This is a genomic window from Dactylosporangium sp. NPDC051087, assembly GCF_055586325.1.
The window spans coordinates 109958-130351 of sequence record NZ_JBVJIJ010000006.1 but is presented as its reverse complement, the minus strand read 5'-3'; the positions used below and the strand labels follow the sequence as shown (position 1 = coordinate 130351).

The 20394-nt window shown below is 74.9% G+C and carries 20 protein-coding genes; 11 read left to right on the top strand and 9 right to left on the bottom strand.

What is annotated here, in order from left to right; all coding sequences use genetic code 11:
• Positions 1-17 precede the first annotated feature (17 nt).
• The 5 genes from ACZ6TV_RS13660 to ACZ6TV_RS13640 are packed head-to-tail and all read left to right on the top strand — an operon-like array spanning position 18 to position 4577.
• On the top strand, positions 18-353 hold the full coding sequence (locus tag ACZ6TV_RS13660) for a phosphopantetheine-binding protein (protein ID WP_465297468.1): 336 nt from the start codon (positions 18-20) through the stop codon (positions 351-353).
• Positions 354-362: 9 nt separating this feature from the next.
• Positions 363-1613: a glycosyltransferase family 4 protein gene (locus tag ACZ6TV_RS13655; protein WP_465297467.1), complete on the top strand. Its 1251-nt coding sequence runs from the start codon at positions 363-365 to the stop codon at positions 1611-1613.
• On the top strand, positions 1610-2491 hold the full coding sequence (locus tag ACZ6TV_RS13650) for a thiamine pyrophosphate-dependent dehydrogenase E1 component subunit alpha (RefSeq protein WP_465297466.1): 882 nt from the start codon (positions 1610-1612) through the stop codon (positions 2489-2491). Before ACZ6TV_RS13655 ends, ACZ6TV_RS13650 begins: the two co-directional genes overlap by 4 nt.
• Entirely contained in the window at positions 2488-3465 is a 978-nt protein-coding gene (locus ACZ6TV_RS13645; protein WP_465297465.1) for an alpha-ketoacid dehydrogenase subunit beta, read from the top strand. The genes ACZ6TV_RS13650 and ACZ6TV_RS13645 overlap by 4 nt, the downstream gene beginning before the upstream one ends.
• Positions 3462-4577: a 2-oxo acid dehydrogenase subunit E2 gene (locus ACZ6TV_RS13640; protein ID WP_465297464.1), complete on the top strand. Its 1116-nt coding sequence runs from the start codon at positions 3462-3464 to the stop codon at positions 4575-4577. The genes ACZ6TV_RS13645 and ACZ6TV_RS13640 overlap by 4 nt, the downstream gene beginning before the upstream one ends.
• A gap of 467 nt (positions 4578-5044) precedes the next feature.
• Here ACZ6TV_RS13640 and ACZ6TV_RS13635 read toward each other — a convergent pair whose 3' ends face one another.
• Positions 5045-5338 carry a hypothetical protein gene (locus tag ACZ6TV_RS13635; protein ID WP_465297463.1) on the bottom strand — a complete coding sequence of 98 codons (294 nt, stop codon included), beginning with the start codon at positions 5336-5338 and terminating at the stop codon, positions 5045-5047.
• Between the two features lie 159 nt (positions 5339-5497).
• Between ACZ6TV_RS13635 and ACZ6TV_RS13630 the strand changes: the two genes are divergently transcribed.
• From ACZ6TV_RS13630 to ACZ6TV_RS13620, 3 genes are all read left to right on the top strand, one after another.
• Positions 5498-5728: a GntR family transcriptional regulator gene (locus ACZ6TV_RS13630; protein ID WP_465297462.1), complete on the top strand. Its 231-nt coding sequence runs from the start codon at positions 5498-5500 to the stop codon at positions 5726-5728.
• 367 nt (positions 5729-6095) lie between these two features.
• A complete protein-coding gene (locus tag ACZ6TV_RS13625) occupies positions 6096-6464 on the top strand; it encodes an HAD family hydrolase (protein ID WP_465297461.1) in 369 nt (122 codons plus the stop codon).
• Positions 6465-6491: 27 nt separating this feature from the next.
• Entirely contained in the window at positions 6492-6836 is a 345-nt protein-coding gene (locus ACZ6TV_RS13620; RefSeq protein ID WP_465297460.1) for an HAD hydrolase-like protein, read from the top strand.
• A 158-nt stretch (positions 6837-6994) separates the two neighbouring features.
• Here ACZ6TV_RS13620 and ACZ6TV_RS13615 read toward each other — a convergent pair whose 3' ends face one another.
• Together ACZ6TV_RS13615 and ACZ6TV_RS13610 are read right to left on the bottom strand one after the other, a co-directional pair.
• Positions 6995-8185 carry an MFS transporter gene (locus tag ACZ6TV_RS13615; protein ID WP_465297459.1) on the bottom strand — a complete coding sequence of 397 codons (1191 nt, stop codon included), beginning with the start codon at positions 8183-8185 and terminating at the stop codon, positions 6995-6997.
• A 136-nt stretch (positions 8186-8321) separates the two neighbouring features.
• A complete protein-coding gene (locus ACZ6TV_RS13610; protein WP_465297458.1) occupies positions 8322-9080 on the bottom strand; it encodes a DUF4261 domain-containing protein in 759 nt (252 codons plus the stop codon).
• A 316-nt stretch (positions 9081-9396) separates the two neighbouring features.
• Between ACZ6TV_RS13610 and ACZ6TV_RS13605 the strand changes: the two genes are divergently transcribed.
• Positions 9397-10614, top strand: a complete 1218-nt coding sequence (locus ACZ6TV_RS13605; protein WP_465297457.1) for a ricin-type beta-trefoil lectin domain protein — start codon at positions 9397-9399, stop codon at positions 10612-10614.
• A gap of 47 nt (positions 10615-10661) precedes the next feature.
• Here the strand turns inward: ACZ6TV_RS13605 and ACZ6TV_RS13600 are convergent, their stop codons facing one another.
• The gene (locus ACZ6TV_RS13600; protein WP_465297456.1) at positions 10662-13625 is read right to left on the bottom strand and encodes an AfsR/SARP family transcriptional regulator; all 2964 of its coding nucleotides are present in this window, start codon (positions 13623-13625) and stop codon (positions 10662-10664) included.
• Between the two features lie 116 nt (positions 13626-13741).
• On the opposite strand from ACZ6TV_RS13600, the gene ACZ6TV_RS13595 reads away from it, so the two are divergent.
• Both ACZ6TV_RS13595 and ACZ6TV_RS13590 read left to right on the top strand, forming a co-directional pair.
• Positions 13742-14080 (top strand): hypothetical protein, encoded by a 339-nt coding sequence (locus ACZ6TV_RS13595; RefSeq protein ID WP_465297455.1) that lies wholly within the window; start codon positions 13742-13744, stop codon positions 14078-14080.
• Positions 14077-14751, top strand: a complete 675-nt coding sequence (locus ACZ6TV_RS13590; RefSeq protein WP_465297454.1) for a DUF4386 family protein — start codon at positions 14077-14079, stop codon at positions 14749-14751. The genes ACZ6TV_RS13595 and ACZ6TV_RS13590 overlap by 4 nt, the downstream gene beginning before the upstream one ends.
• A gap of 104 nt (positions 14752-14855) precedes the next feature.
• On the opposite strand, the gene ACZ6TV_RS13585 is transcribed toward ACZ6TV_RS13590, so the two are convergent.
• From ACZ6TV_RS13585 to ACZ6TV_RS13565, 5 genes are read right to left on the bottom strand one after another with little or no spacing between them, the layout of a single operon-like run.
• Positions 14856-15977: a glycosyltransferase gene (locus ACZ6TV_RS13585; RefSeq protein WP_465297453.1), complete on the bottom strand. Its 1122-nt coding sequence runs from the start codon at positions 15975-15977 to the stop codon at positions 14856-14858.
• Positions 15863-17020: a lysylphosphatidylglycerol synthase transmembrane domain-containing protein gene (locus ACZ6TV_RS13580; RefSeq protein ID WP_465297452.1), complete on the bottom strand. Its 1158-nt coding sequence runs from the start codon at positions 17018-17020 to the stop codon at positions 15863-15865. Before ACZ6TV_RS13580 ends, ACZ6TV_RS13585 begins: the two co-directional genes overlap by 115 nt.
• Complete coding sequence (galE, locus tag ACZ6TV_RS13575) at positions 17017-18000, bottom strand: UDP-glucose 4-epimerase GalE (RefSeq protein WP_465297451.1); 984 nt, start codon at positions 17998-18000, stop codon at positions 17017-17019. The genes ACZ6TV_RS13580 and galE overlap by 4 nt, the downstream gene beginning before the upstream one ends.
• A complete protein-coding gene (locus tag ACZ6TV_RS13570) occupies positions 17997-18878 on the bottom strand; it encodes a polysaccharide deacetylase family protein (RefSeq protein ID WP_465297450.1) in 882 nt (293 codons plus the stop codon). The genes galE and ACZ6TV_RS13570 overlap by 4 nt, the downstream gene beginning before the upstream one ends.
• Complete coding sequence (locus ACZ6TV_RS13565; RefSeq protein ID WP_465297449.1) at positions 18875-20287, bottom strand: MGDG synthase family glycosyltransferase; 1413 nt, start codon at positions 20285-20287, stop codon at positions 18875-18877. Before ACZ6TV_RS13565 ends, ACZ6TV_RS13570 begins: the two co-directional genes overlap by 4 nt.
• Positions 20288-20394 lie beyond the last annotated feature (107 nt).

Here is a 20394-nt window from a genome sequence, read left to right as displayed (position 1 = left end):
GGCAGGAGAACCGAGCGATGACAGCATCCACCCCCGACGTCACCGAGGCCACCGTCCTGCGGATCTGGACCGACCTCGGGCTGCCCGCGACGTCCGTCGACGACGACTTCTTCGTCCTCGGCGGCCAGTCGCTGACCCTGGTCGCGTTCCTGGCCCGCGTGCAGGACACGATGGGCGTCGAGGTCCCCGTCGACGCGCTCTTCGAGACCGACCTGACCGTCGCGGCGGCGGCCCGGGCGATCACCCAGGCGCAGCTGGACGGGCTCGCCCCGGCCGAGCTGGCGGCCGTCATGGCCGAGCTGGACGGCATGTCCGACGCGGAGATCGCGGCGCTGCTGGGCCAGGCCGACTAGATGGCGGCCATGACCGTCCTGCTGGCGCAGAACATGCGGTACCTGCCCAGCCACGGCGGCGCCAACCGGGCCGACCGGATCCTCCTGGAGGAGCTGGCGGCGCGCGGGCACCGGTGCGTCGCGGTGACCCCGCTGCACGCCACCGAGCACCGGCTCACCGTCGAGGACCTCCTCGCCGACCTCGCCGCCCGCGGCGTCACCGACGCCCGGCACACCGGCGACGCCGTCGAGTACACGTACCGCGGGGTGACGGTCCACGCGGTCACGTCGCCGTCCCGGCTCGCCGCGACCGTCCTCGCGGTCGCGGAGCGGGAGCGGCCCGGCCGGACCCTGGTGCCGTCCGACGACCCGGGGTCGCTGATGCTCGGCCTCGCCCTGCGCGCCACCCCGGGCCGTGTCGTGTACCTGGTGCACACGCTGCAGCAGCTGCCGTTCGGGCCGCGGGCGTTCTACCCGAGCGAGTCCGGGCTGCGGCTGCTGCGCCGCGCCGCCGGGGTCGTCGCGATCAGCCACGCCGCCCGCGACTACGTCCGCGCGCACGCGGGGATCGACGCGACGCTCATCAACCCGCAGGTCTACGGCCCCGGCCCGTTCCCGGCCGGCGACGGCGACGCGGTGACGATGGTGAACCCGTGCGGGTACAAGGGACTGCCGATCCTGCTCGGGCTCGCCGACGCCTGCCCGGACGTGCCGTTCCTGGCCGTGCCGACGTGGGGCACCACCGCCGGTGACCGCGAGGCGCTCGCCGCGCGGCCGAACATCACGATCGTGCCGCCCGCCGACGACCTCGCCGCCGTGTTCGCCCGGACCAGGGTGCTGCTGATGGCGTCGCTGTGGGACGAGACGTTCGGGTACACGGCCGTCGAGGCGATGCTGCACGGCGTGCCCGTCCTCGCCTCCGACGTCGGCGGGCTCGGGGAGGCGAAGCTCGGCGTGCCCTACCTGCTGCCGGTCACGCCGATCACCCGGTACCTGCCGCAGCGGCCGGACGCGCCGTACCCGGAGCCGGACGTGCCCGCGCAGGACGTCGCCCCGTGGCTGGCCGCGCTGCGCCGGCTCCTCGACGACCCCGGGCACCACGCCGAGATCGCGGCCATGGGCCGGGCCTCGGCGGCCGCCTTCGCCGGTGGGCTGGACCCCGGCACGTTCGAACGCTATCTGGCCGGCCTTCCCGTCACCGTGCCCGCCGCGCGGTCCACCGCCCTCGACCCGGCCCGCCGGCGGGCGCTCGCCGAGATCCTGGCGCGGCGGTCCGCGTGACCGACGACGACCTGCGGCTGCTGCTGCTCATCCGGCACTTCGAGACCGCGCTGCTCGACCTGTTCGCACAGGGGCTGATCCCCGGCACGACCCACACGTGCCTCGGGCAGGAGCCGGTCCCCGTCGCGCTGCGGCCGCTGCTGCACCCCGCCGACTTCGTCTTCAGCAACCACCGCGGGCACGGCCACTACCTGGCCCGCTTCGGCGACCCCGCCGGGCTCCTCGCCGAGATCATGGGCCGGGAGGGCGCGGTCTGCGGCGGTGTCGGCGGCAGCCAGCACCTCAAACGCGACCGGTACCTGTCCACCGGCGTGCAGGGCGAGAGCCTGCCCGTCGCCGCCGGCGCCGCCCTGCACCTCGCCCACCACGAGCCCGGCCGGCTCGCGTGCGTGCACATCGGCGACGGTACGTGGGGCGAGGGCGCGGTCTACGAGGCGCTGAACATGGCGTCGCTGTGGCGGCTGCCGCTGCTCGTCGCCGTCGAGCACAACGGCATCGCGCAGAGCACCCCGACGACGGCGCAGCTCGCCGGGACGATCGCGGCCCGCGCCGACGCGTTCGGCGCCGGCTACCTGTACGTGCCGGCCGACGACGTGGCGGACATGCGGGCGCTGCTGGACAAGCCGCTGGACCGGGTCCGGGACGGTGGCGGGCCGCTCGTCGTCGAGTTCGCGACCCGCCGCCTCGGCCCGCACAGCAAGGGCGACGACCCCCGCTCCGGCGCGGAGCTCGCCGGTCTGCGGGCCGCCGACTGGTACCCGCGGTACGCCGAGAGCCTCGGCGCGCGCTTCGCCGACCTCGACACCGCGCAACGCGCACTGGTCGCCGCCGTGGTGCGGGACGTGACCGGGCGGCCACCGGTACAGGAGCGGCGATGACGACGAGAAGCAGGGTCGGCGACACGCTCAACGCCGCCCTCGGCACCCTCCTCGCCGAGGACCCTTCCCTGTACCTGCTGGGTGAGGACATCGCCGACCCCTACGGCGGCGCGTTCGGCATCACCCGGGGCCTGTCGACCCGCTTCCCGCGGCGGGTCATCACCACCCCGATCAGCGAGGCCGGGATCGTCGGCGTCGCCAACGGGCTCGCGCTCGCCGGCGACAAGGCGATCGTCGAGATGATGTTCGCGGACTTCGTCGCGCTCGCCTTCGACCAGATCGTCAACTTCGCCGCCAAGTCCACCACGATGTACGGCCATCCGGTGCCGATGCCGGTCGTGGTGCGCTGCCCGACCGGCGGCAACCGCGGCTACGGGCCGACGCACAGCCAGAGCCCGCAGAAGCACTTCATCGGGGTGCCCGGCCTCGACGTGTACGAGCTGAGCCCGTTCCACGACCCGCTGGAGCTGCTGCGCTCCGCACTCGGCAGCGGCCGGCCGGCGCTGCTGTTCGAGGACAAGACCCTCTACACCGCGCCGCCGCGGGCCGACGAGCTGTTCACCGTCACGCACACCGGCGGCTTCGCCTTCGTCGGCGTCGACGACCTGCCGGCGGACTTCGTGATCGTCGCGCCCGGCGGGCTCGCGGTCCGGGTGATGGCCGCCATGCGGACGCTGCTGCTGCGGTACGAGCTGAGCGGCCGCCTCCTGGTCCCGGCCCGGCTGTATCCGCTGGACCTGGAGCCGGTGCTGCCGATCCTGCCCGCCGGGGGTCCGGTCCTCGTCGTCGAGGACGGCACCCCGGGCGCGGGATGGGGCACCGACGTCGCGTACCGGCTGCAGCGGTCGACATCGCGGCCCGTGCGGCTGCTGCAGTCCGCCGACAGCGTCATCCCGTCCGCCGCGCACCTGGAACGCGACGTCCTCGTGCAGGCGGACACCATCGTGCGGGCCGTGCTGGAGGCACACCGATGACCGAGATCCTGGTCCCGAAGCTCAACGCCAACGACACCGAGTACACCCTCGTGGAGTGGATCGCCGAGGACGGCGCGACCGTCCGCGAGGGCGACCCCGTCGCGACGGTGGAGACGTCGAAGGCGGCGGAGGAGCTGCCGAGCCCCGGCGACGGGGTGCTGCACCACGTCCTGGCGGTCGGGGCGGCGTGCGGGGTGGGCGCGGTGCTCGGGCGGCTGTTCGCGTCGGCGGCCGACCGGGACGTGTTCCTGACCCCCTCCCCCGCCGTCCCGTCCGGCGGGCCGGTCATCACGGAGCCGGCGTTGCGGGCGATGACGGAGCGGGGCATCTCCATGGAGGCCGTGCGGTCCCTGGGGCGCAAGGTGGTGCGGGTGGCGGATCTCGCTCCCCTCGCCGCCCCGGCCCCGCCCGCCACGCCCGCCACACCCGCCACCGCCGGCGGGCGGCGGGTGGAGCTGCCGGCGGCGCAGCGGGCAGTCGGGGCGGTCGTCGCCGAGTCGCACCGCACCGTGCCGGCGGCGTTCGTCGCCGTGAAGGTGCCCGTCGACGCCGCGGCCGGCCACGCGCAGGCGCTGACCCGGGAGCACCGCCGCCTCGTCGGCGTGCCGGAGCTGCTGATCGCCGCCATCGGCGCCCTCCTGGCCACGCACCCGCTGTGCTTCGCCCACCTCGTCGAGCCCGGCGTCGTGCACGTCCCGGACACCGCCGACGTCGGCGTCACCATCGACGTCGGCAAAGGCCTGCACGTGCCGGTCCTGCGGTCCGTGGAGTCGGCCTCCGTCAAGGAGATCGCCGGTGCGCTGATGGCGCACCGGATGACCGCGCTGCGCGGCACCTTCCGCGCCGCCGACCTCACCGGCGCCACCATCGTCGTCGCCCTGCACACCGACGACGACGTCAGCCACGCCGTCCCGGTCGTCCTGCCCGGCACGGCGTGCGCCGTCTCCCTCGCCGGCCGCCAGACCGAGCTGACCCTCGACCCGTCCGGCGCGGTGGCCTCGCGTACCGTCGTGCAGCTCGGTCTCGCCTACGACCACCGCATCCTTAACGGCCGCGACGCCGTCGCCTTCCTCCGCGACCTCAGCGACCGCCTGCAGCACCCCGCCGGCTGACCAAATCGGGTCTCCGAGCGGCGGCGGCCCCGGGGGCGGCTCAGGCGCCAACAGCCAGGACGCGATATCGAACCGCACCAAGGCTGAGCCGTGGTGTGGGTTCCGTCCCGAGATCCAGGTGTAGTCGAACCGAGCGGGACGTTCCCTGCGACTACCGAGGGCGGCGGCGACGGTGCCCATCCAACCTAAGCATGCTGTGACTGCGTACATGCTCGTGCCGCGAAGCGCTCTTGGCGACGAGCGAGGTGCTGGCCGGTCGAGCGTTTGAGGCACTGACACCCCGGAGCGCGGCGCGGGAGCCGTGTGAGTCCAGCAGGTCCTTTTCGCAGGCGGCCGGACGCTATGGAGAACAGCCGGTCCGTGACATCGCCCGTTCGCCAGTTGACCGCCATCCACGGCGACCATGATCGAGCCATGGAATGCCGGGTTGCCCCGGCATGCCCGGAATGCGGGCAGCGGGGTCGCGGTCAGACCAGCTCGGCCAGGGCTTGTCGCACGGCATCAGCCGAGTCGCGAGGGAGGAGGATCTCCCGATTCGCGACCGGCTCAGTCAGGTGCCACGGCTGCCCATCGGACAACTGCAACATCGCCATCTCGATGTGCTCATCTGCGCCGTCCGGGTCGGCTAACTTGCAGATGAAAAGGTTGATGGCCGGATCGTCGGTCTTGACCACGACCGGTTCGGACCGGTGGTACTCATCTCCGTCAAGAACGTAGGCCGTGCAGGCGGTGCGGACGCACCAGTCGGGGTGGGCGGTCATCGTCGCTCCCTTGCTGCGCATGGTTAGGACGGATGAGGCGGCCCGTATTCCTCCTCGCCCTGATCGCCGCATCCGTCGTCACCGTATCTCACTGTTACATGGTAGTCCATGGTCTGCCATGACGGATTGCGGAAGACCGTGACCGCTTACCTTCAAGGAGTGATTGATCCGGAGGGCCCAGAACCGCTGTACCTACAGCTCGCGGCGGTTCTACGTGAACGGATCAGGACGGGCGTCTACCCGCCGAACCGGCCAGTCCCGAGCATCACGTCGCTCCAGCAAGAGTTCGAACTTGCGCGAGGAACGGTCATCCACGCCATCGAGGTCCTGCGCGACGAGGGTGCGGTCCGCACCGTCCAGGGCCGAGGGACCTTCGTGGCGCCGAACTGAGACCGACAGCCGGGCGACGTGACGAGCAGGACCACGCCTGGTTACACCAACGACGGTCAGCTACGAACCTGACGGGCGAAGGACCACTATGGCCGGTGGTTCAACGGCTTGATGATCTCGGAGCTCGCGGAGGGTGGCGTGCCCCTGAGACCCCACGCCAAACGGCCACCAGCACACGGGATCCACGTCCGGCGCGGGGTGGATCGGGTCTCGGCCTGGCGGCCACGATCGCCGCCGTCGCCGCGCTGCTGCGGCTGCACCGCCGCCGCCAGGCCCGCCTTGGCAGCCCTATCCCGGTTAACACCGGTCCAACGTGCTCGTCGCCTGGATCGCCGCCAGCCACGCTCCGCCTGGCAAACTCAGGGTGATGATCCTGCCTCGGTCCGCCCGCCGGCTGGTCCTCGGGGACGTCGACCACACGCTGATCGAAACCCGTGGCCTTGGCGGCGAGCTGTACGCGGCCGCCTTCCGCACGGCGACAGGTATCCAGATGGTCCACAAGGCCGACGTGACTGGGCAGACCGAGCCGTCGATCCTGACCGCGACGCTGCGGCTACACGGCATCGACGCCGACGAGCCGTACCTGGGCAGGTATCAGGCGGCGCTGCCTGCGGAGTACGAGAGGCACCGCGACGACCTCGCCCGGCGCGGGAGAGCGCTGCCCGGCGCGGGCCGGGCGCTCGCCAACCTTGCCGGGCAGCCGTACCTGGTCCAGTCGGTCCTCACCGGCAACTAGCGCCGGGTCGCCCGGATCAAGCTTGAGGTGGTCGACCTGGACCGTTACGTCGACCTCGATGTCGGCGCGTACGGCGACGACGACACCGACCGGCCGAAGCTCGTCGCCATCGCGCAACGGCGTGCGGCGGACAGGTACGGCACGGTCTTCGACCGCGACAACACGGTCGTCATCGGCGACAGCAGCCATGACGTCCGCACCGGTCTGCTCGGTGGGGCGCAGTCGATCGGGGTCGCTTCCGGCGGCGAGACCGTCGAGCAGTTGCTGGCCACCGGCGCGGTCGCGGCATGGAACGATCTCACCGACACCGCCGCGATCGCGGCACTGCTCGCTTCGGCGGGTCGCGGCGAGCCCGGCGTGTCGGCGGTCTGAACCTTCCCGGAGCTGGTGCTACCGCCTCAACCGCGCAGGAGTACGTCACAGCGGTCACCCGCGGAACTCGTCTGTCAGCGTCTGCGCCGCACCGGCGTACGGATCGTTCGCCAGCAGCCTGTCGCGGCAGGACCGGGCTGCTGGCGAACACCGGTTTCTCAGCGGGCCGTGGCCGGATCGGGCCCGACGGCCTGGCGGTCCGAGCGCAGCATCCACGCCGCCACCAGGGCGTAGGGCAGGGCGAGGACGGCGAACGAGCCGCCGTTGCCGGTGGTGGTGGACAGGGCGGCGTACGCGGCGTAGACGGCGAGGGTCGACACGTCCGTCGCCATGCCCGTGAGGGACGTGACCGTCGCGCGGGCCGGGCCGGTGATGCGGGCCTGGAGCCTGGCGTCGGCGACGACGCTGGCCAGCTGGAAGCCGCCGAACGCGGCCGCGACCAGCAGGATGCCGGGCACGGTGCCGAGCAGCGCGCCGGCGGCCATCAGCACCGCGGCGGTGGCGAGGATCGCCACGAACCATGGGGTGCGCAGGTGGGCGGCGCGGCCGGCGAGGAGGCTGCCGACCGTCGCGGCGCTCCAGATGACCAGCAGCAGCAGCGGTACCGTGGCCGCCGCGACTCCGGTGTCGAGGATGAGCAGCGGGGTGTATTCATCGAGGGCGCCCCAGACCCCGGTGGCGGCGGCGCACACGATGACCGCCGTCCGCACGGGCCGGACGTGCCGCGCCTCCGCGAGCCCGGCCCGCAGCTGCGCGGCCCAGCCTTCGTCGTCGCCGCCGGACCCGGCCGCGCCGCGGTGTTCCGGGAAGAGCGCGGCGACGGCGGCGGTGCCCAGGCAGGCGGCGATGCTCGCGACGCCGATGGCCGGGAAGCCGCCGAGGTCGAAGACCGGTGTGGCGAGGCCCATCGCGAGGACCACGGCGATCATGCCGGCGGCCTTGGAGCGGCCCATCGCCTGGGCGTACCGGTCGGCGGCGCCGGCGCGGTCGAGCTCCTCGTAGACGAGTGCCTCGAGGGCGCCGGAGGTCAGCGCGCCGCGGACGCCCCAGAGCAGGAAGCCGAGCGCGAACGCCCAGTACGACGGGGTCCACACCCACAGGGCAAACCCGGCGGCGGTGAGCAGCGGGCCGACGCACAGCAGCAGCTTGCGGGAGACGGCGTCGGCCCAGGCGCCGGACGGCACCTCGAACAGCACGCCGGTGGCGGACCAGATGAAGAACAGCGACGAGATCTGCCACACCGACAGGCCCGTGTCGCTGAACAGCAGCGCGTACAGGGGGTACAGCAGGACGAAGTCGTCGAGGAACGCGAACCCGTACAGGGCAGCGGTGACACGCCTTGGTGACATGGGGGGTGAGGCCTTCCGGAAGGATTGCGGGCGGTGGTCGGGCGGTGCGACCACTGCCGGCGGGCCTCGGGCACAGGATCAATGTCGCCAGGTCATGCCGCGAGCGTATCCGCCGCGGCCGGTCCCCGGAACCGGGTTACCGGGGCGTGATCGCCAGGACCGCCCGGTCGGGGTCGGTCCTGGCGGGTCTGGCGGCGACCTTCCAGCGGCGGTTGCCGGTCAGGCCCTGCATGGTGTCCCCGCCGCGGATGACGTTGCCGGCGACCAGGTATTCGGCGGCGTCCTGCAGGTACCCGGCCATCTGGTCCGGCGGCAGCCCGGCGTAGACGCACTCGAGGTCGGGCAGGCCGAGCGCGGCCAGGCCGAGGGTGTCCATCAGCAGGGTGCCGGGGCTGCCGGTGACGTTGAACATGCGCACGTTGACGATCCCGGTCAGCGGCCGCCCGCCGAACGACCCGGGGTGGGTCGCCACGGCGCTGCCCGGCCACCAGATCCCGGCGGGTGTGGTGGCGGCGGCGATCCCGCGGGTGACGGAGACGAACGCCCGGACGCGGTTGGCGGGGGCGAACGACGTGCCGAAGACCTCGGTCGCGGTCACGGTGTGCGCCGCGGCCGCCAGCGTCTGCTCCGCGTCCGGCCATTCCCAGGTCTGGCTGAGGTCGCGGTGGGCCCGCTGGGGTGCGGCCTGCCGGATCGCGACGAGCAGCCGGACGTCGAGGTCGTCGGCGGTGCGGCCGGTCAGCTCGGGGAACGCGACCATGAACGCGCCGCCGTCCCCGGTGCCGTCGACGAGCTCCGCCGACGGCCAGAACCGGCGGATGCCGGCCAGGACGCGTTCCGGTTGCAGGTGTACGGCATCGGCGTGGCACAGCTGCGCCGTCAGTCCAGCGTTCAATCTGCTCCTTCGGTCGACCGGTGGTCCCAGCATCGCGTGACGGGTGTGACCGCGCCAGTGAGCCGTGGTGCAGGCGCGGCGCAGGCGTCGGCGGGTTTTGCTTGAACAGGTCTTAATTCAAGTCTCGTATTGACGGTTGAGCTGGGCCGTCATAGCCTGCCTGGGATCTGTTAACCAACCTTTCAGATCGATGGACCTGCCGGCTCCGCCCGGTCGGCAGGAGCGGTTCCCGCCCGCCACGGGACCTCCGGCCCATCCACCCGGATGCGGTCCGCGGCGGCCCACGGCGGGCGTCTCGCCCAGAAGGGACCCCGAATTGCGCAAGCTCAAAACCCTGGCCGCCGCGGTCGTGGCCAGCACCGCCATCGCGGCGGGGCTGGTCGTCACCGCGGGGCAGCAGGCCGCCGAGGCCGCGGTGGTCTGGGCCGAGGAGTTCAACGGCGCGTACAAGCAGGCCGTGGACGGCTCCCGGTGGAACTACGACACCGGCGGCGCCGGCTTCGGCAACCAGGAACTGCAGTACTACAACAGCGGCAACAGCAACGTGTACCAGGACGGCCAGGGCAACCTGGTCATCGAGGCGCGCCGGGAGAGCGGCGGCCGCAGCTGCTGGTACGGCACCTGTCAGTGGACCTCCGGCCGGATCCAGACGGCCGGGAAGTTCACCCAGCAGTACGGCCACATCGAGGCCCGCATCCAGGTGCCCAAGGGCACCGGGCTGTGGCCGGCGTTCTGGATGCTCGGCGGCGGCAACTGGCCCACGGACGGCGAGATCGACATCCTGGAGAACGTCGGCCGTGACCCGAACACCATCTACGGCACCCTGCACGGCCCGGGCTATTCCGGCGGCAACGCCGTCGGCGGCACCCGCAACCTCGGCGTCCCCGTCGGCGACGCGTTCCACGTGTTCGCCGTCGACTGGTCACCGAACCTGATCATCTGGACGATCGACGGCTCGGAGTACTTCCGGGCCACGCCGGCCAGCCTGCGCGGCAACCGGTGGGTCTACGACCACCCGTTCTTCATCATCCTCAACCTGGCCGTCGGCGGGAACTTCCCCGGCAGCCCCAACGGCAGCACCCCGGCGCTCAACCGCATGCTGATCGACTACGTCCGGGTGAGCACCTCGGGCACGACCCCGCCGACCGGCGGGACCAACGCCCTGCGCGGCAACGGCAGCGGCCGCTGCATCGACATCCCGTCCGCCAACCCGGTCGACGGCGCGCGGCTGCAGATCTGGGACTGCAACGGCAGCGGCGCCCAGCAGTGGACGATCGGCTCCGACGGCACCATCCGCGCCCTCGGCAAGTGCATGGACGCCGCGGCGGCCGGCACCGCCAACGGCACGGCGATCCAGCTGTACACCTGCAACGGCTCCAACGCACAGCGCTTCACCGTCAGCGCCTCCGGCGACATCGTGAACACCGGCGCCAACAAGTGCGTCGACGTGGCCGAGCGCGGGACCGCCAACGGCTCGAAGCTGCAGCTGTGGGACTGCTCCGGTGGCTCCAACCAGAAGTGGACCCGCGTCTGATCCGTGCACGACACAACGGGCCCCGCGCCGCCGACCCGGCGCGGGGCCTACAGCCGCGACAGGGTCAGGGCCCGGTCGACGCGGTCGGTTTCGGCCAGGAGGTGCCGGGCGCCGGGCATGGCGGCGTCGGCGTCGGCGAGGGCCGCCCGGGCGCCGTCCGGGTCGCCGCGCACGGCTCGTACATGCGCCAGCGCGTCGAAGGCGAGGACCTCGATCTCGGCGTCGCCGGCCGTCCTCGCGGCGTCCGCCGTCTCCGCGAGGCGGTCGGGGTCGCTGTCGAGGGTCGCCAGCACCAGCACGGCCAGGGCGAGCCCGTCGCCGCCGCCCGCCGTGTCGTACCAGTCGCGTGACCAGACGGCCGCGTCCCTGGCGGCGGCGGGGTCGGTGAGCCGCAGCGCGCGGGCGAGCCGGGCGCCGGCCAGGGCGGCGGTGCGCAGGTCGCCGGTCGCCTGCGCGGTCTCGATCGCCTGCCGGTAGGTGAGGGCCGCGGCCGGCCGGTCGCCGTGCTGCTCCTGGGCGCGGCCCAGGTTGGCGAGGTGGTGCGCCTCGGCGGCGGCGAACCCGAGCCGGTGCGTGGCGTCGGCGGCGCGGCGCAGGTGGACGGTCGCGTCGGCGTACCGCTGCTGCGCTTGCGCGAGCCCGCCGAGCATCCCTTCGGCGTGGCTGAGCGCCCACTGGTCGCCGACCGGCCGCAGCAGCCGCACCGCGTCGTCGCAGGCCGCCTTGCCCCGCGCGGGCTCGCCGAGCGCGATCAGCGCCCACGCGGACAGCAGCCGGCTCGCGCCTTCCTCCCAGCGCAGGTCCTGCGCGGCGAACGTGGCCCGGCACCGCTCCAGCAGCCGCAGCGCCTCGGCGGCGCGGCCCTGCTGGCTGCGGACGAACGCGAGGTGCAGCTCCCCGACGGCGTGTGCGGCCGGCCCGCCGAGCGCCATGCCCCGCGTCAGATCGGCGACCGCGAGGTCCAGGTTCCCGCCGGACGCCTCCAGCCACACCGCGAGCAGCAGCCCCGCCGCGCGCTCCTGCGCGCCGGAGCCGGCCGTCACCGCGTCGCGGACCCTGCGGGCGGCGTCAGGTCCCGCGCCGAGCAGCGCCCAGGCCCACGCGAACCCGGTCGCGGTCCGCAGCCCCAGCGCCGGGTCGTGCTCGCGAGCCCAGGCCAGGGCGGCGTCGATGTTCGCCCGCTCGGTCCGGGCCAGGGTCAGGTGGGCGGCCTGCCCGGTGCCGCGGACGCCGCGGGCGCAAGCGTCGGCGGCCTCCGCGAACCACGCGGCGTGCGCGGCGGACGCCGTGCCGGCCGACCCGGACGCCCGCAGCTGCTCGAGGCTGAACACGCGGACGCTGTCGAGCAGCCGGTACCGCACGGCGCCGCCGGCCGCGACGTCGACGGTGACCAGGGACCGGTCGGCGAGCCGGTTGATCACGTCCACGGCCGACGCGGCGGGCACCCCGATCGCGGTGAGGACCGCCTCTGCGGCGGCCAGCGGCGCACCGCCCGGGAACACCGCCAGGGCCCACAGGCCGCGCTGGTCGTCGGGGTACAGCAGGTCGTAGCTCCAGGCGATCGCCGCACGCAGCGCCCGCTGCCGGGCCGGCCGGTGCCCGCCCGGGTCGCGCAGCAGCGTGAACCGGTCGTCGAGCCGCCGGGCGATCTCCTGCACCGACAGGGCCTTGACCCGCGCGGCGGCCAGTTCGATCGCGAGCGGCAGCCCGTCCAGGGACCGGCACACCTGCTCGATGACCGGGCCGGTGCCCTCGTCGAGGGTGAACGACCGCCGGTGCTGCGCGGCGCGGCGGCTGAACAGCTCGATCGAGTCGGTGACGGTGAGCGGTTCGAGAAGGTGCACGGTCTCGCCGTCGACGCCGAGCTGGACCTGGCTGGTGGCGAGGATCCGCAACCCGGCGGCGGCGCCGAGGAGCCGGGCGGTGAGCTCCGGCAGGACCGCGGTGAGCTGCTCGCAGTTGTCGAGGATCAGCAGGAGCCGGGCGCCGCGCAGCCGGTCCAGGACCATCGGCTCGCCGGCGTCCGTCATCCCGAACGCCTCACCGATGCTCTGCCAGACCGGCGCCGCCGCTTGTGCGTGTTCCAGCCGTACCAGCCACGCGCCGCCTTCGGGTCGGGCGCCGCGACCCAGTTCGATCGCCAGCCGGGTCTTGCCGACGCCGGCGGGTCCGGTGACGGTGACGAGCCGGTGCGTGCCGAGCAGCTGCCCGACGGCGGCGAGGTCGGCGTCCCGGCCGACCAGCGCGGTCGGCAGCGCGGTGAGGTTGCCCCCGGGCGCCGGCTCCGCCGGGAGCTCCTGCCGGAGCACCTGCCGCTGCAGGGCGCGCAGCCCGGCGCCCGGGTCGACGCCGAGCTCGTCGCGGAGCAGATGCTGGACGCGGCCGTAGGCGGCGAGGGCGTCGGCCTGCCGCCCGCAGCGGTGCAGCGCGGTGATGAGCAGCTGCCACAGCCGTTCCCTCAGCGGGTGCGCGGCGGCGAGGCTCTCCAGCTCGCCGACCACCTCACCGGCGGCGCCGAGAGCCAGTCGGGCGGCGCAGTGCTCCTCGGTCAGGGTCAGCCACGCCTCCGCGAGCCGGGCCCGGTGCGGCGCGACCCAGCCGGCGTCGCCGGCGCCGGGCAGCGGGTCGCCGCGGAACATCGCCAGGGCGGTCGCGCACACCCTGGCGGCGGTGCCGGGGTCCTGCCGCAGCGCCGGGACGGTGCCCGCGAGCCGCAGCACCTCCAGCGCGTCGACCGCCGCCGGGTCCACGGCGAGGGCGTACCCGGCGGCGCCGCCGGTGATCAGCGCCGGGTCGCCGAGCGCGCGGCGCAGCCTCGACACCTTCGCCTGCAGCGTGTTGCGGGCGGTCTCGCCGGGCCACAGCTCGTCGATGAGCCGGTCCGCGCGGACCACCCGGCCGGCGTCGAGAGCGAGACGGACCAGCAGCGGGGTCGTGCGGCCCGCCGGCACGGTCAGCCGGACGCCGTCGCGGCGCACCTCGACCGGACCCAGCACCGCCACCGTGAGCACGCCGCCGACCCTAACGGCCCCCTGACCGGCCCTGACATCGGCCGACCTGCCAGCGCTGACACCGCACGGGCGGCAGGTGTCAGCCAAGTGTCAGCGCTGCCGCCGACGCTGCCCACATGACCGACACCGAGCTCCTCATCCGCCGGTTCATCGGCGGCGACCGGGACGCGGCCGCGGCGATCGTCGAACTGGCCCGGGCCAGCGACGACCCGGTCCTGCTCGTCGCCGCAGCGCTCGCCGCACCGCCCGGCGCCCGCGCCCTCGTGGACCGGGCGGCCGGGCTCGCCGCCACCACCCGCGACCGGCAGCTCGCCGCGATCGCCACCGCACACCTCGACGGCGACGCCGAGCGGGTCGACGCGCTCGCCCGGGACCACCTCGCCGACCACCCCGGCAACCTGCTCGTCGCCTGGATCGCCGCCAGCCGCCCGTACCTGGAAGGGACAACGTCATGAACCGCAAGCTCACCGCGGCCCTGCTGGTCGCCGCCGCCGTGCTGACCAATGTCGCGTTCACCGCGCTCGGCAGCGTCTTCAACTACCCGGACGTGCTGAAGGAACCGACCGACGACATCCTGGCCGCGTTCCGCGGCTCGCAGACCGCGGTCGTCGCCTGGTTCACCGTCCTGGCCCTGTCGGCGGCGCTGTTCGCGCCGATCGCGGTCGGTGTCGGGCGGCTGTCCGGCGGGCGGGTGATGCGCGTCGCGGTCCTCACCGGCGTCGCCGCCGCGGCCGTCCAGGTGATCGGGCTGTCCCGGTGGCCGCTGCTGGTGCCCGGCTACGCCGCCGACGCCACCAGCGCCGACCCGGCGGTCGCCGCCGCGGCCCGCGACTCGTTCGACACCGCGCACCAGGTCCTCGGCCACCTCGTCGGCGAGACGTTCGGCTACCTGTTCACCGCCGCGTGGACGCTGCTGGTCCTCGCCGCCGCCGGCCGTTCGCTGGCCGGCCGCTGGTTCACGGTGCTCGGCGCGGTGTCCGCGACGCTGATCCTCGCCGGGGTGCTGTCCCCGCTCGACCTGCCGGGCGTCGACCTCGCCAACTTCGCCGGGTACGTGCTGTGGAGCGGCTGGCTGGTCGCGTTCGCGGTCGTCCTCGTCCGCACCCCGCGACCGGCCCGGGTCTGACGACGACGCTCAGGTGCGGCGGGCCACGTAGACGACGTTGACGGCGCAGGCGGCCGAGCCCGGCACCCGCGCCGCGACGGCGGGCAGGTCGCCCCATCGGGCCGTCAGGACGAGCGTTGCAGCGGCCGGCGGCCCTGGCGGTGCGCCGCGGCACTGTAGACAGCGTCGGCGGCGGTGAGGACCGACGCCCAGCTCACGCCGGGAGCTGTGGCGCGGTTGTGCCGGGCGACGGCCGCGAGCCTCGCGGGATCGTCCAGAAGCGAGGCCACCGTCGCGTGCAGGTCGTCGTCGGAGTCCACCAGCCAGCCCTCGGTCCCGTCCCGGATGAAGTCGGCGACACCGCTGCCGGCGCGGGCCACGACCGGAAGTCCCGCGCTGCGGGCCTCGAGGGCGGCGATGCCGAACGACTCGTGCCGGGCCGGCGCGACGTACAGGTCGGCGGCGGCGAGCCGGGCCCGGATCGCGGGCCGGTCCAGGGCCCCGGTGAGCACGATGTCGGCGGCCGCGCCCGCCGCGGCGACCCGGCGGCGCAGCCCGGGCAGCAGCGGGCCGTCACCGACGAGCACGGCACGGAACCCGCCGGGCCGTGCCGCGCGCAACGCCAGGAGCAGGTCCAGCAGCGCCGCCGGCCGCTTGCGGCGGACCATCCGCAGCACGCTGATCAGCGTCGGCACCGCGTCGGGACGCGGGACGGGCGGGGACAGCCAGGCGGCCGGGTCGATGCCGTTGGGCAGCACGGCGACGGGCGCGCCGTCGAGGGCGTCGCGGACGGCGGCCGCGGCGGCGGTGCTGACCGCGGTCCACGTCACCGGCCAGGCCGCGGCGCCGTGCCGGCGGGTGTAGCGACGCACCAGGGGGACGATGTCGTGCCACATCGAGTGCACGGTGACGACGGTGGGGACGCCGTCGGCGGCGGCGAGCCGGGTCAGGGTCCACGCGAGGGGCGAGAACGCGGAGATGTGCGCGTGCACCACATCGGGCCGGCCCGCCCGGAGCGTCCGCAGCAGCGGTCGCTCCCGCACGTGACGGTACGGGCCGATCCCGAACGTGTCCTGCCCGAGCCGCAGCACCGGGACCGCGCCGCCGCCGGACGCCCCGGGCGCTGTCGTGGTCAGGACGACCGGCTGGTGCCCGCTGTGGCGCTGGCGGGTGCTGAGGTCGTCGACCTGGAGCTCGACACCGCCGAGCCGGGGCAGGAAGACGTCGGTGACGTGGGTGATCCGCATGGGTCCTCCGGTCGTGAGGGTCCGGTCCGGGTGGTGCGCCGGCTCAGCAGCCACAACGCCGCGGCCAGGCCGCCGACGGGGATCTCGGCGACGAAGATGAAGGCGCGGAACAGCAGAACCCCGGCGAGGGCGCCGGTCCCGTCGGCGCCGAGGCCGATCAGGACACCGACGGTGCCGGCTTCGATGAGTCCCGCGCCGCCAGGGGTGAGCCCGGCGAGGGTCAGGAGACGTTCGGTGACGAGGCCGGCGAGGACCAGCGGCCATGGCAGGTCCGCGCCGACCGCGAGGAGGCACAGCCACCACAGCACGCCCTGCATCAGCCAGTAGCCGGCCATGCCCCAGGTGAGCCTGGCCCAGCGGCGGCGCACGAGCTGTCCGGTGCCGTCCAGCAGCGCCGCGGCCGCGGCCGTCCAGCCCGGCACCGCGCCGGACGCGGCGGTGCCGGCACCGCGGCCGGGCCGGCCGTGCCGCAGCCGCTCGGCGAACCCGACCACGCGAAGGAGCGGACCGGCGCTGCCGAAGAGCGCGGCGACCAGGAGCAGCCCGGCACCGGCGGCGAGGACCGCCGCGGCGAGCCACGGCAGGCCGGCCCGGCCGACGCCCAGCGAGCCGGTGGCGAGCAGCGCGACGACGGCGGCGAGCGGCATGACCAGCTTCGCCGCGGAGTCCCACGCCTTCGACAGCACGACGAACCGGGCGAAGTCGAGGTTGCTGTGTCCCCAGCCGCGGACCATGGCGAGGTTGAGCGCGGTGCCGGCTGCGCCGCCGAGCGGCAGCACGTTGGACAGGGCGCTGCCGGCCAGGTTGAGCGTGAGGGCACGGCGGTGGGTGAGCCCGGGCATGGCGGCGCTGAGCACGACGGTGTGCACACAGAGCCCGGCCAGCCAGACGACGCCGAGCCCGGCGAGCCACTGCCAGGTCACGGTGGTGAGCTGCCACCACGCCCCCGACCAGGACGCGCCGGCGGAGGACAGGTGCAGCGCCGCCCACACCACCACGGCGGTCCCGCCCGCCAGCAGCATCAGCCGGACCCTGGTCGTCATGGCCGCCCGGCCACCGGGACCGTGTCGTGCCGCCGGGCGGTCCAGGCGGCCGCGACCGTGTCGGTGAGCGTGTGCCGGGCGCGCCAGGACAGCTCGTCGCGGATCCGGTCGACGGACGCGACGACGGCGGGTGCGTCCCCGGCCCGCCGCGGCCCGGCCAGGCGCGGCACCGGCATCCCGGTGACGGACTCGACGGTGTGCACGACGTCGAGGACCGAGGCGCCGCGACCGCCGCCGACGTTGTAGATCCGCCCGACGTTCCGCCGCGTCTCGAGGTGTACGGCCGCGGCGTGGTGCGCGTCGGCGAGATCGGTGACGTCGACGTAGTCGCGGACGCCGGTGCCGTCCGGGGTCGGCAGGTCGGTGCCGGCCACGACGAGCGGCGCGCCGCCCTGCACGGCGTCGAAGGCCAGCGGCAGCAGGTTGGTCGCGCCGCGGTCCCCGAGGTCCGCGGCGCCGGCCCCGGCGACGTTGAAGTAGCGCAGCGCGATCCACGACAGCCCGTGCGCGGCGCCGGCGGCGGCGATCAGCTCCTCCGCGTCGCGTTTGCTGCGACCGTACGGGCTGAGCGGCCGCAACGGCGCCGACTCGTCGACGAGCGGGCCCGCCGGGACGCCGTAGACGGCGGCGGTCGAGGAGTGCACGAGGCGCCGGACCCCGGTGTCCAGCAGCGCCTGGATCAGGCCGATGACGACGCCGACGTTCTGCCGGTAGTACCAGACCGGGAGCCGCGCCGACTCGGGTGCGGACTTGCTGCCGGCCAGGTGCATCACGCCGGTCACGCCGAAGCGGCGGATGGCGCCGGTGACCGCGACGGGGTCACCGGCGTCGGCGACGGTCAGCGGCACGCCGGCGGGCACCCGGTGCGGCAGCCCGGTGGACAGGTCGTCCAGGACGACGACGGGCTCCCCCGCGGCGCGCAGCCGCCGCACGACGTGGGCGCCGATGTATCCGGCACCGCCGGTGACGAGCCAGGTCATGCCGGCACCGCCGACTGTCCGCCCCGCTGCCCGCCCGGGTGCTCGTCCAGGCCCCCGCCCAGGTCCCCGCCTGGGTGCTCGCCCGGATGCTCTCCCAGGTGCTCTCCCAGGTGCTCTCCCAGGTGCTCTCCCAGGTGCTCTCCCAGGTGCTCTCCCAGGTGCTCTCCCAGGTGCTCGCCGAGGGGGCCGACGGTGAGGCCGTGGTCGCGGGCCCGGTCGATGATCCTGGGCAGGGCGGCGAGGGTCCGCTGCCACGAGCCGGGCGCAGAGGTGCAGTCGGAGTCGTGCAGCAGCACGGTGCCACCGCCGGTGAGCCGCCCGGTGACGGTGTCCACGATGGACGCCGGGGTGGCGCGGGCCCGCCAGTCACGACCCCAGCTGCTCCACAGCACCGGCCGCAGGCCGAGCCGCCGGGAGGTGCGCAGGGCGCTGGCGGTGAGCACACCGTACGGCGGGCGGTAGTACCGCGGGGTGACCCCGGTCGTCGCGGCGATGGCATCGTGGGCGGCGGTGATGTCGTCGGCGGTCGCGGCCGGGGTGCGCCACAGCAGGCACCGGTGCGCCCAGCCGTGCACGGCGACCTCGTGACCGGCGGCGACGATCTCACGGCCGAGGCCGGGGTCGTACCGCAGCATCGAGGCGAGCAGGAAGAAGGTGGCCCGCACGTCGTGCTGGGCGAGGAGCCGCAGGAAGTGCGGCGTGGAACGGCGGTCGGGGCCGTCGTCGAAGGTGAGCGCGACGTGCCCGGCCGCCCCGGACCCGGCGAGGGCCGGCAGCACTGCACGGCGCAGCGGGGCGCAGGCGGTGACGGCGGGGGCGGCGTGCACCGCCCACGCGACCCCGGCCGCGCCGGCCGCCCACGCGAGCCCGCGCTTCATGCCGCCACCAGCGGACCGCCGGCATGCCCGGCAGCCACCGGCACGCAACGTTGCCCCGCCACCGGCACGCAACGTTGCCCCGCCACCGGCGCGCAGGGTTGCCCCGCCACCGGCACGCAACGTTGCCCCGCCACCGGCACGCAACGTTGCCCCGCCGCCACCGCCGCGCAGGGCGGCCCGGACGCCCGTAGCCGCAGCCCTTGCCGCGGGGCAGGCGGAGCGATGGCGGTCGCGACGGGCATCGCCATCGCCGCCACGGCAGAGGACGCCACAGCCGGCGCGGCAGGGGACGCGACAGCGGGCCGGTGGGCCACGGACGGGTCAGGTCGCAGGAGGGCCGCCGCCGCGATGACGGTCTCGGGGCGGACCGTCGCGGGACGGAAGCCGCTGGGGGTGATCATGGCCCGGCGCAGCGCGGCCGCCAGGCCGGCCGGCTCCCGGATCCAGGGGACCCAACCGGCGGCGTCGAGTGCCTCGGCGTTGCCGCGGCCGTGCCCGGGCACGCAGCGGTAGCTCACGACCGGGACGCCGGTGGTGAGCGCCTCCAGGGACGACAGCCCGCCCGCGTTCTGCACCACCACCTGGCAGGTGCGCATGAGGGCGGCCATGTCGTCGATCCAGCCGAGCGCGGCCACCCGGCCGGTGCGGGCCAGGCGGTGCCGCAGCGTGTCGTTGCGGCCGCAGGCCACGACGGGGACGGCGAGGCCGGTGGCGGCGATGTCGGCGGCGGCCCGCTCGACGGCGCCGACGCCCCAGGCACCGGCGACGATGAGCGCGAGCGGCGCCGCCGCCGGCAGGCCGAACCGCAGCCGTTGCCGTACCTGGGAGGTGACCGGCGGCGTACGGTCGAACGCGGGCGCCACGGCGGGTGCGACGACCCGCACGTCCCGGGCGCCGTGCAGGCGTGCCTGCCGGGCCGCCTCGTCGTGCAGCGCGAGGTGGGTGTCGACGCCGTCGGCGATCCACAGCGGGTGCACCGACAGGTCCGTCAGGTAGGTCAGCGCCGGCGCCCGCAGCCGGCCGTCGCGGCGCAGCCGGCCGAGGACCTGACCGGCCAGGGGGTAGGTGGAGACTACGGCGGCGGCGTCCGGGCCGACCGCGGCGAGGGTCGCCTCGTCGGCGAGGGCGGTGAGCCGGGACGCGGCCGCGGCGGCGCCTGCGGTGCCGGCGGCGGAGAGCAGCCAGCCCCAGGTGGCGGGGAGCGTGGTGAGCTGCCGGCGGTACAGGCCGCGCAGCAGCCGGCCGGCGTGGCGGGGCAGCAGGTCGACGAGGTCGTGCCGCTGGACCGCGAACCCGCCGAGGTGCAGCCTGCGGCTCAGCTCGGCGGCCGCACCGTCGTGGCCCGCGCCGAAGCTGGCGGAGATGACCACCACGCGGGGCGGTCGGCAGGGTGTCGGCGGTGCGGTCATCGGTCCGCTCCTTTCAGGGCCGGATGGGCGCCGGCCGCGTCCGCCGGTCCGGGCGGGCCAGGCTGCGGTGGATGTTCGGCCCGGCTGCCTGAGAGGACGCTGAACGG

Coding starts and splice junctions, on each gene's coding strand:
- galE (WP_465297451.1), bottom strand. CDS start 18,000: ATGACCTGGCTCGTCACCGGCGGTGCCGGATACATCGGCGCCCACGTC.
- ACZ6TV_RS13645 (WP_465297465.1), top strand. CDS start 2,488: ATGACGACGAGAAGCAGGGTCGGCGACACGCTCAACGCCGCCCTCGGC.
- ACZ6TV_RS13580 (WP_465297452.1), bottom strand. CDS start 17,020: ATGACGACCAGGGTCCGGCTGATGCTGCTGGCGGGCGGGACCGCCGTG.
- ACZ6TV_RS13635 (WP_465297463.1), bottom strand. CDS start 5,338: ATGACCGCCCACCCCGACTGGTGCGTCCGCACCGCCTGCACGGCCTAC.
- ACZ6TV_RS13595 (WP_465297455.1), top strand. CDS start 13,742: ATGACCGACACCGAGCTCCTCATCCGCCGGTTCATCGGCGGCGACCGG.
- ACZ6TV_RS13615 (WP_465297459.1), bottom strand. CDS start 8,185: ATGTCACCAAGGCGTGTCACCGCTGCCCTGTACGGGTTCGCGTTCCTC.
- ACZ6TV_RS13660 (WP_465297468.1), top strand. CDS start 18: ATGACAGCATCCACCCCCGACGTCACCGAGGCCACCGTCCTGCGGATC.
- ACZ6TV_RS13565 (WP_465297449.1), bottom strand. CDS start 20,287: ATGACCGCACCGCCGACACCCTGCCGACCGCCCCGCGTGGTGGTCATC.
- ACZ6TV_RS13625 (WP_465297461.1), top strand. CDS start 6,096: ATGATCCTGCCTCGGTCCGCCCGCCGGCTGGTCCTCGGGGACGTCGAC.
- ACZ6TV_RS13655 (WP_465297467.1), top strand. CDS start 363: ATGACCGTCCTGCTGGCGCAGAACATGCGGTACCTGCCCAGCCACGGC.
- ACZ6TV_RS13570 (WP_465297450.1), bottom strand. CDS start 18,878: ATGAAGCGCGGGCTCGCGTGGGCGGCCGGCGCGGCCGGGGTCGCGTGG.
- ACZ6TV_RS13640 (WP_465297464.1), top strand. CDS start 3,462: ATGACCGAGATCCTGGTCCCGAAGCTCAACGCCAACGACACCGAGTAC.
- ACZ6TV_RS13585 (WP_465297453.1), bottom strand. CDS start 15,977: ATGCGGATCACCCACGTCACCGACGTCTTCCTGCCCCGGCTCGGCGGT.
- ACZ6TV_RS13590 (WP_465297454.1), top strand. CDS start 14,077: ATGAACCGCAAGCTCACCGCGGCCCTGCTGGTCGCCGCCGCCGTGCTG.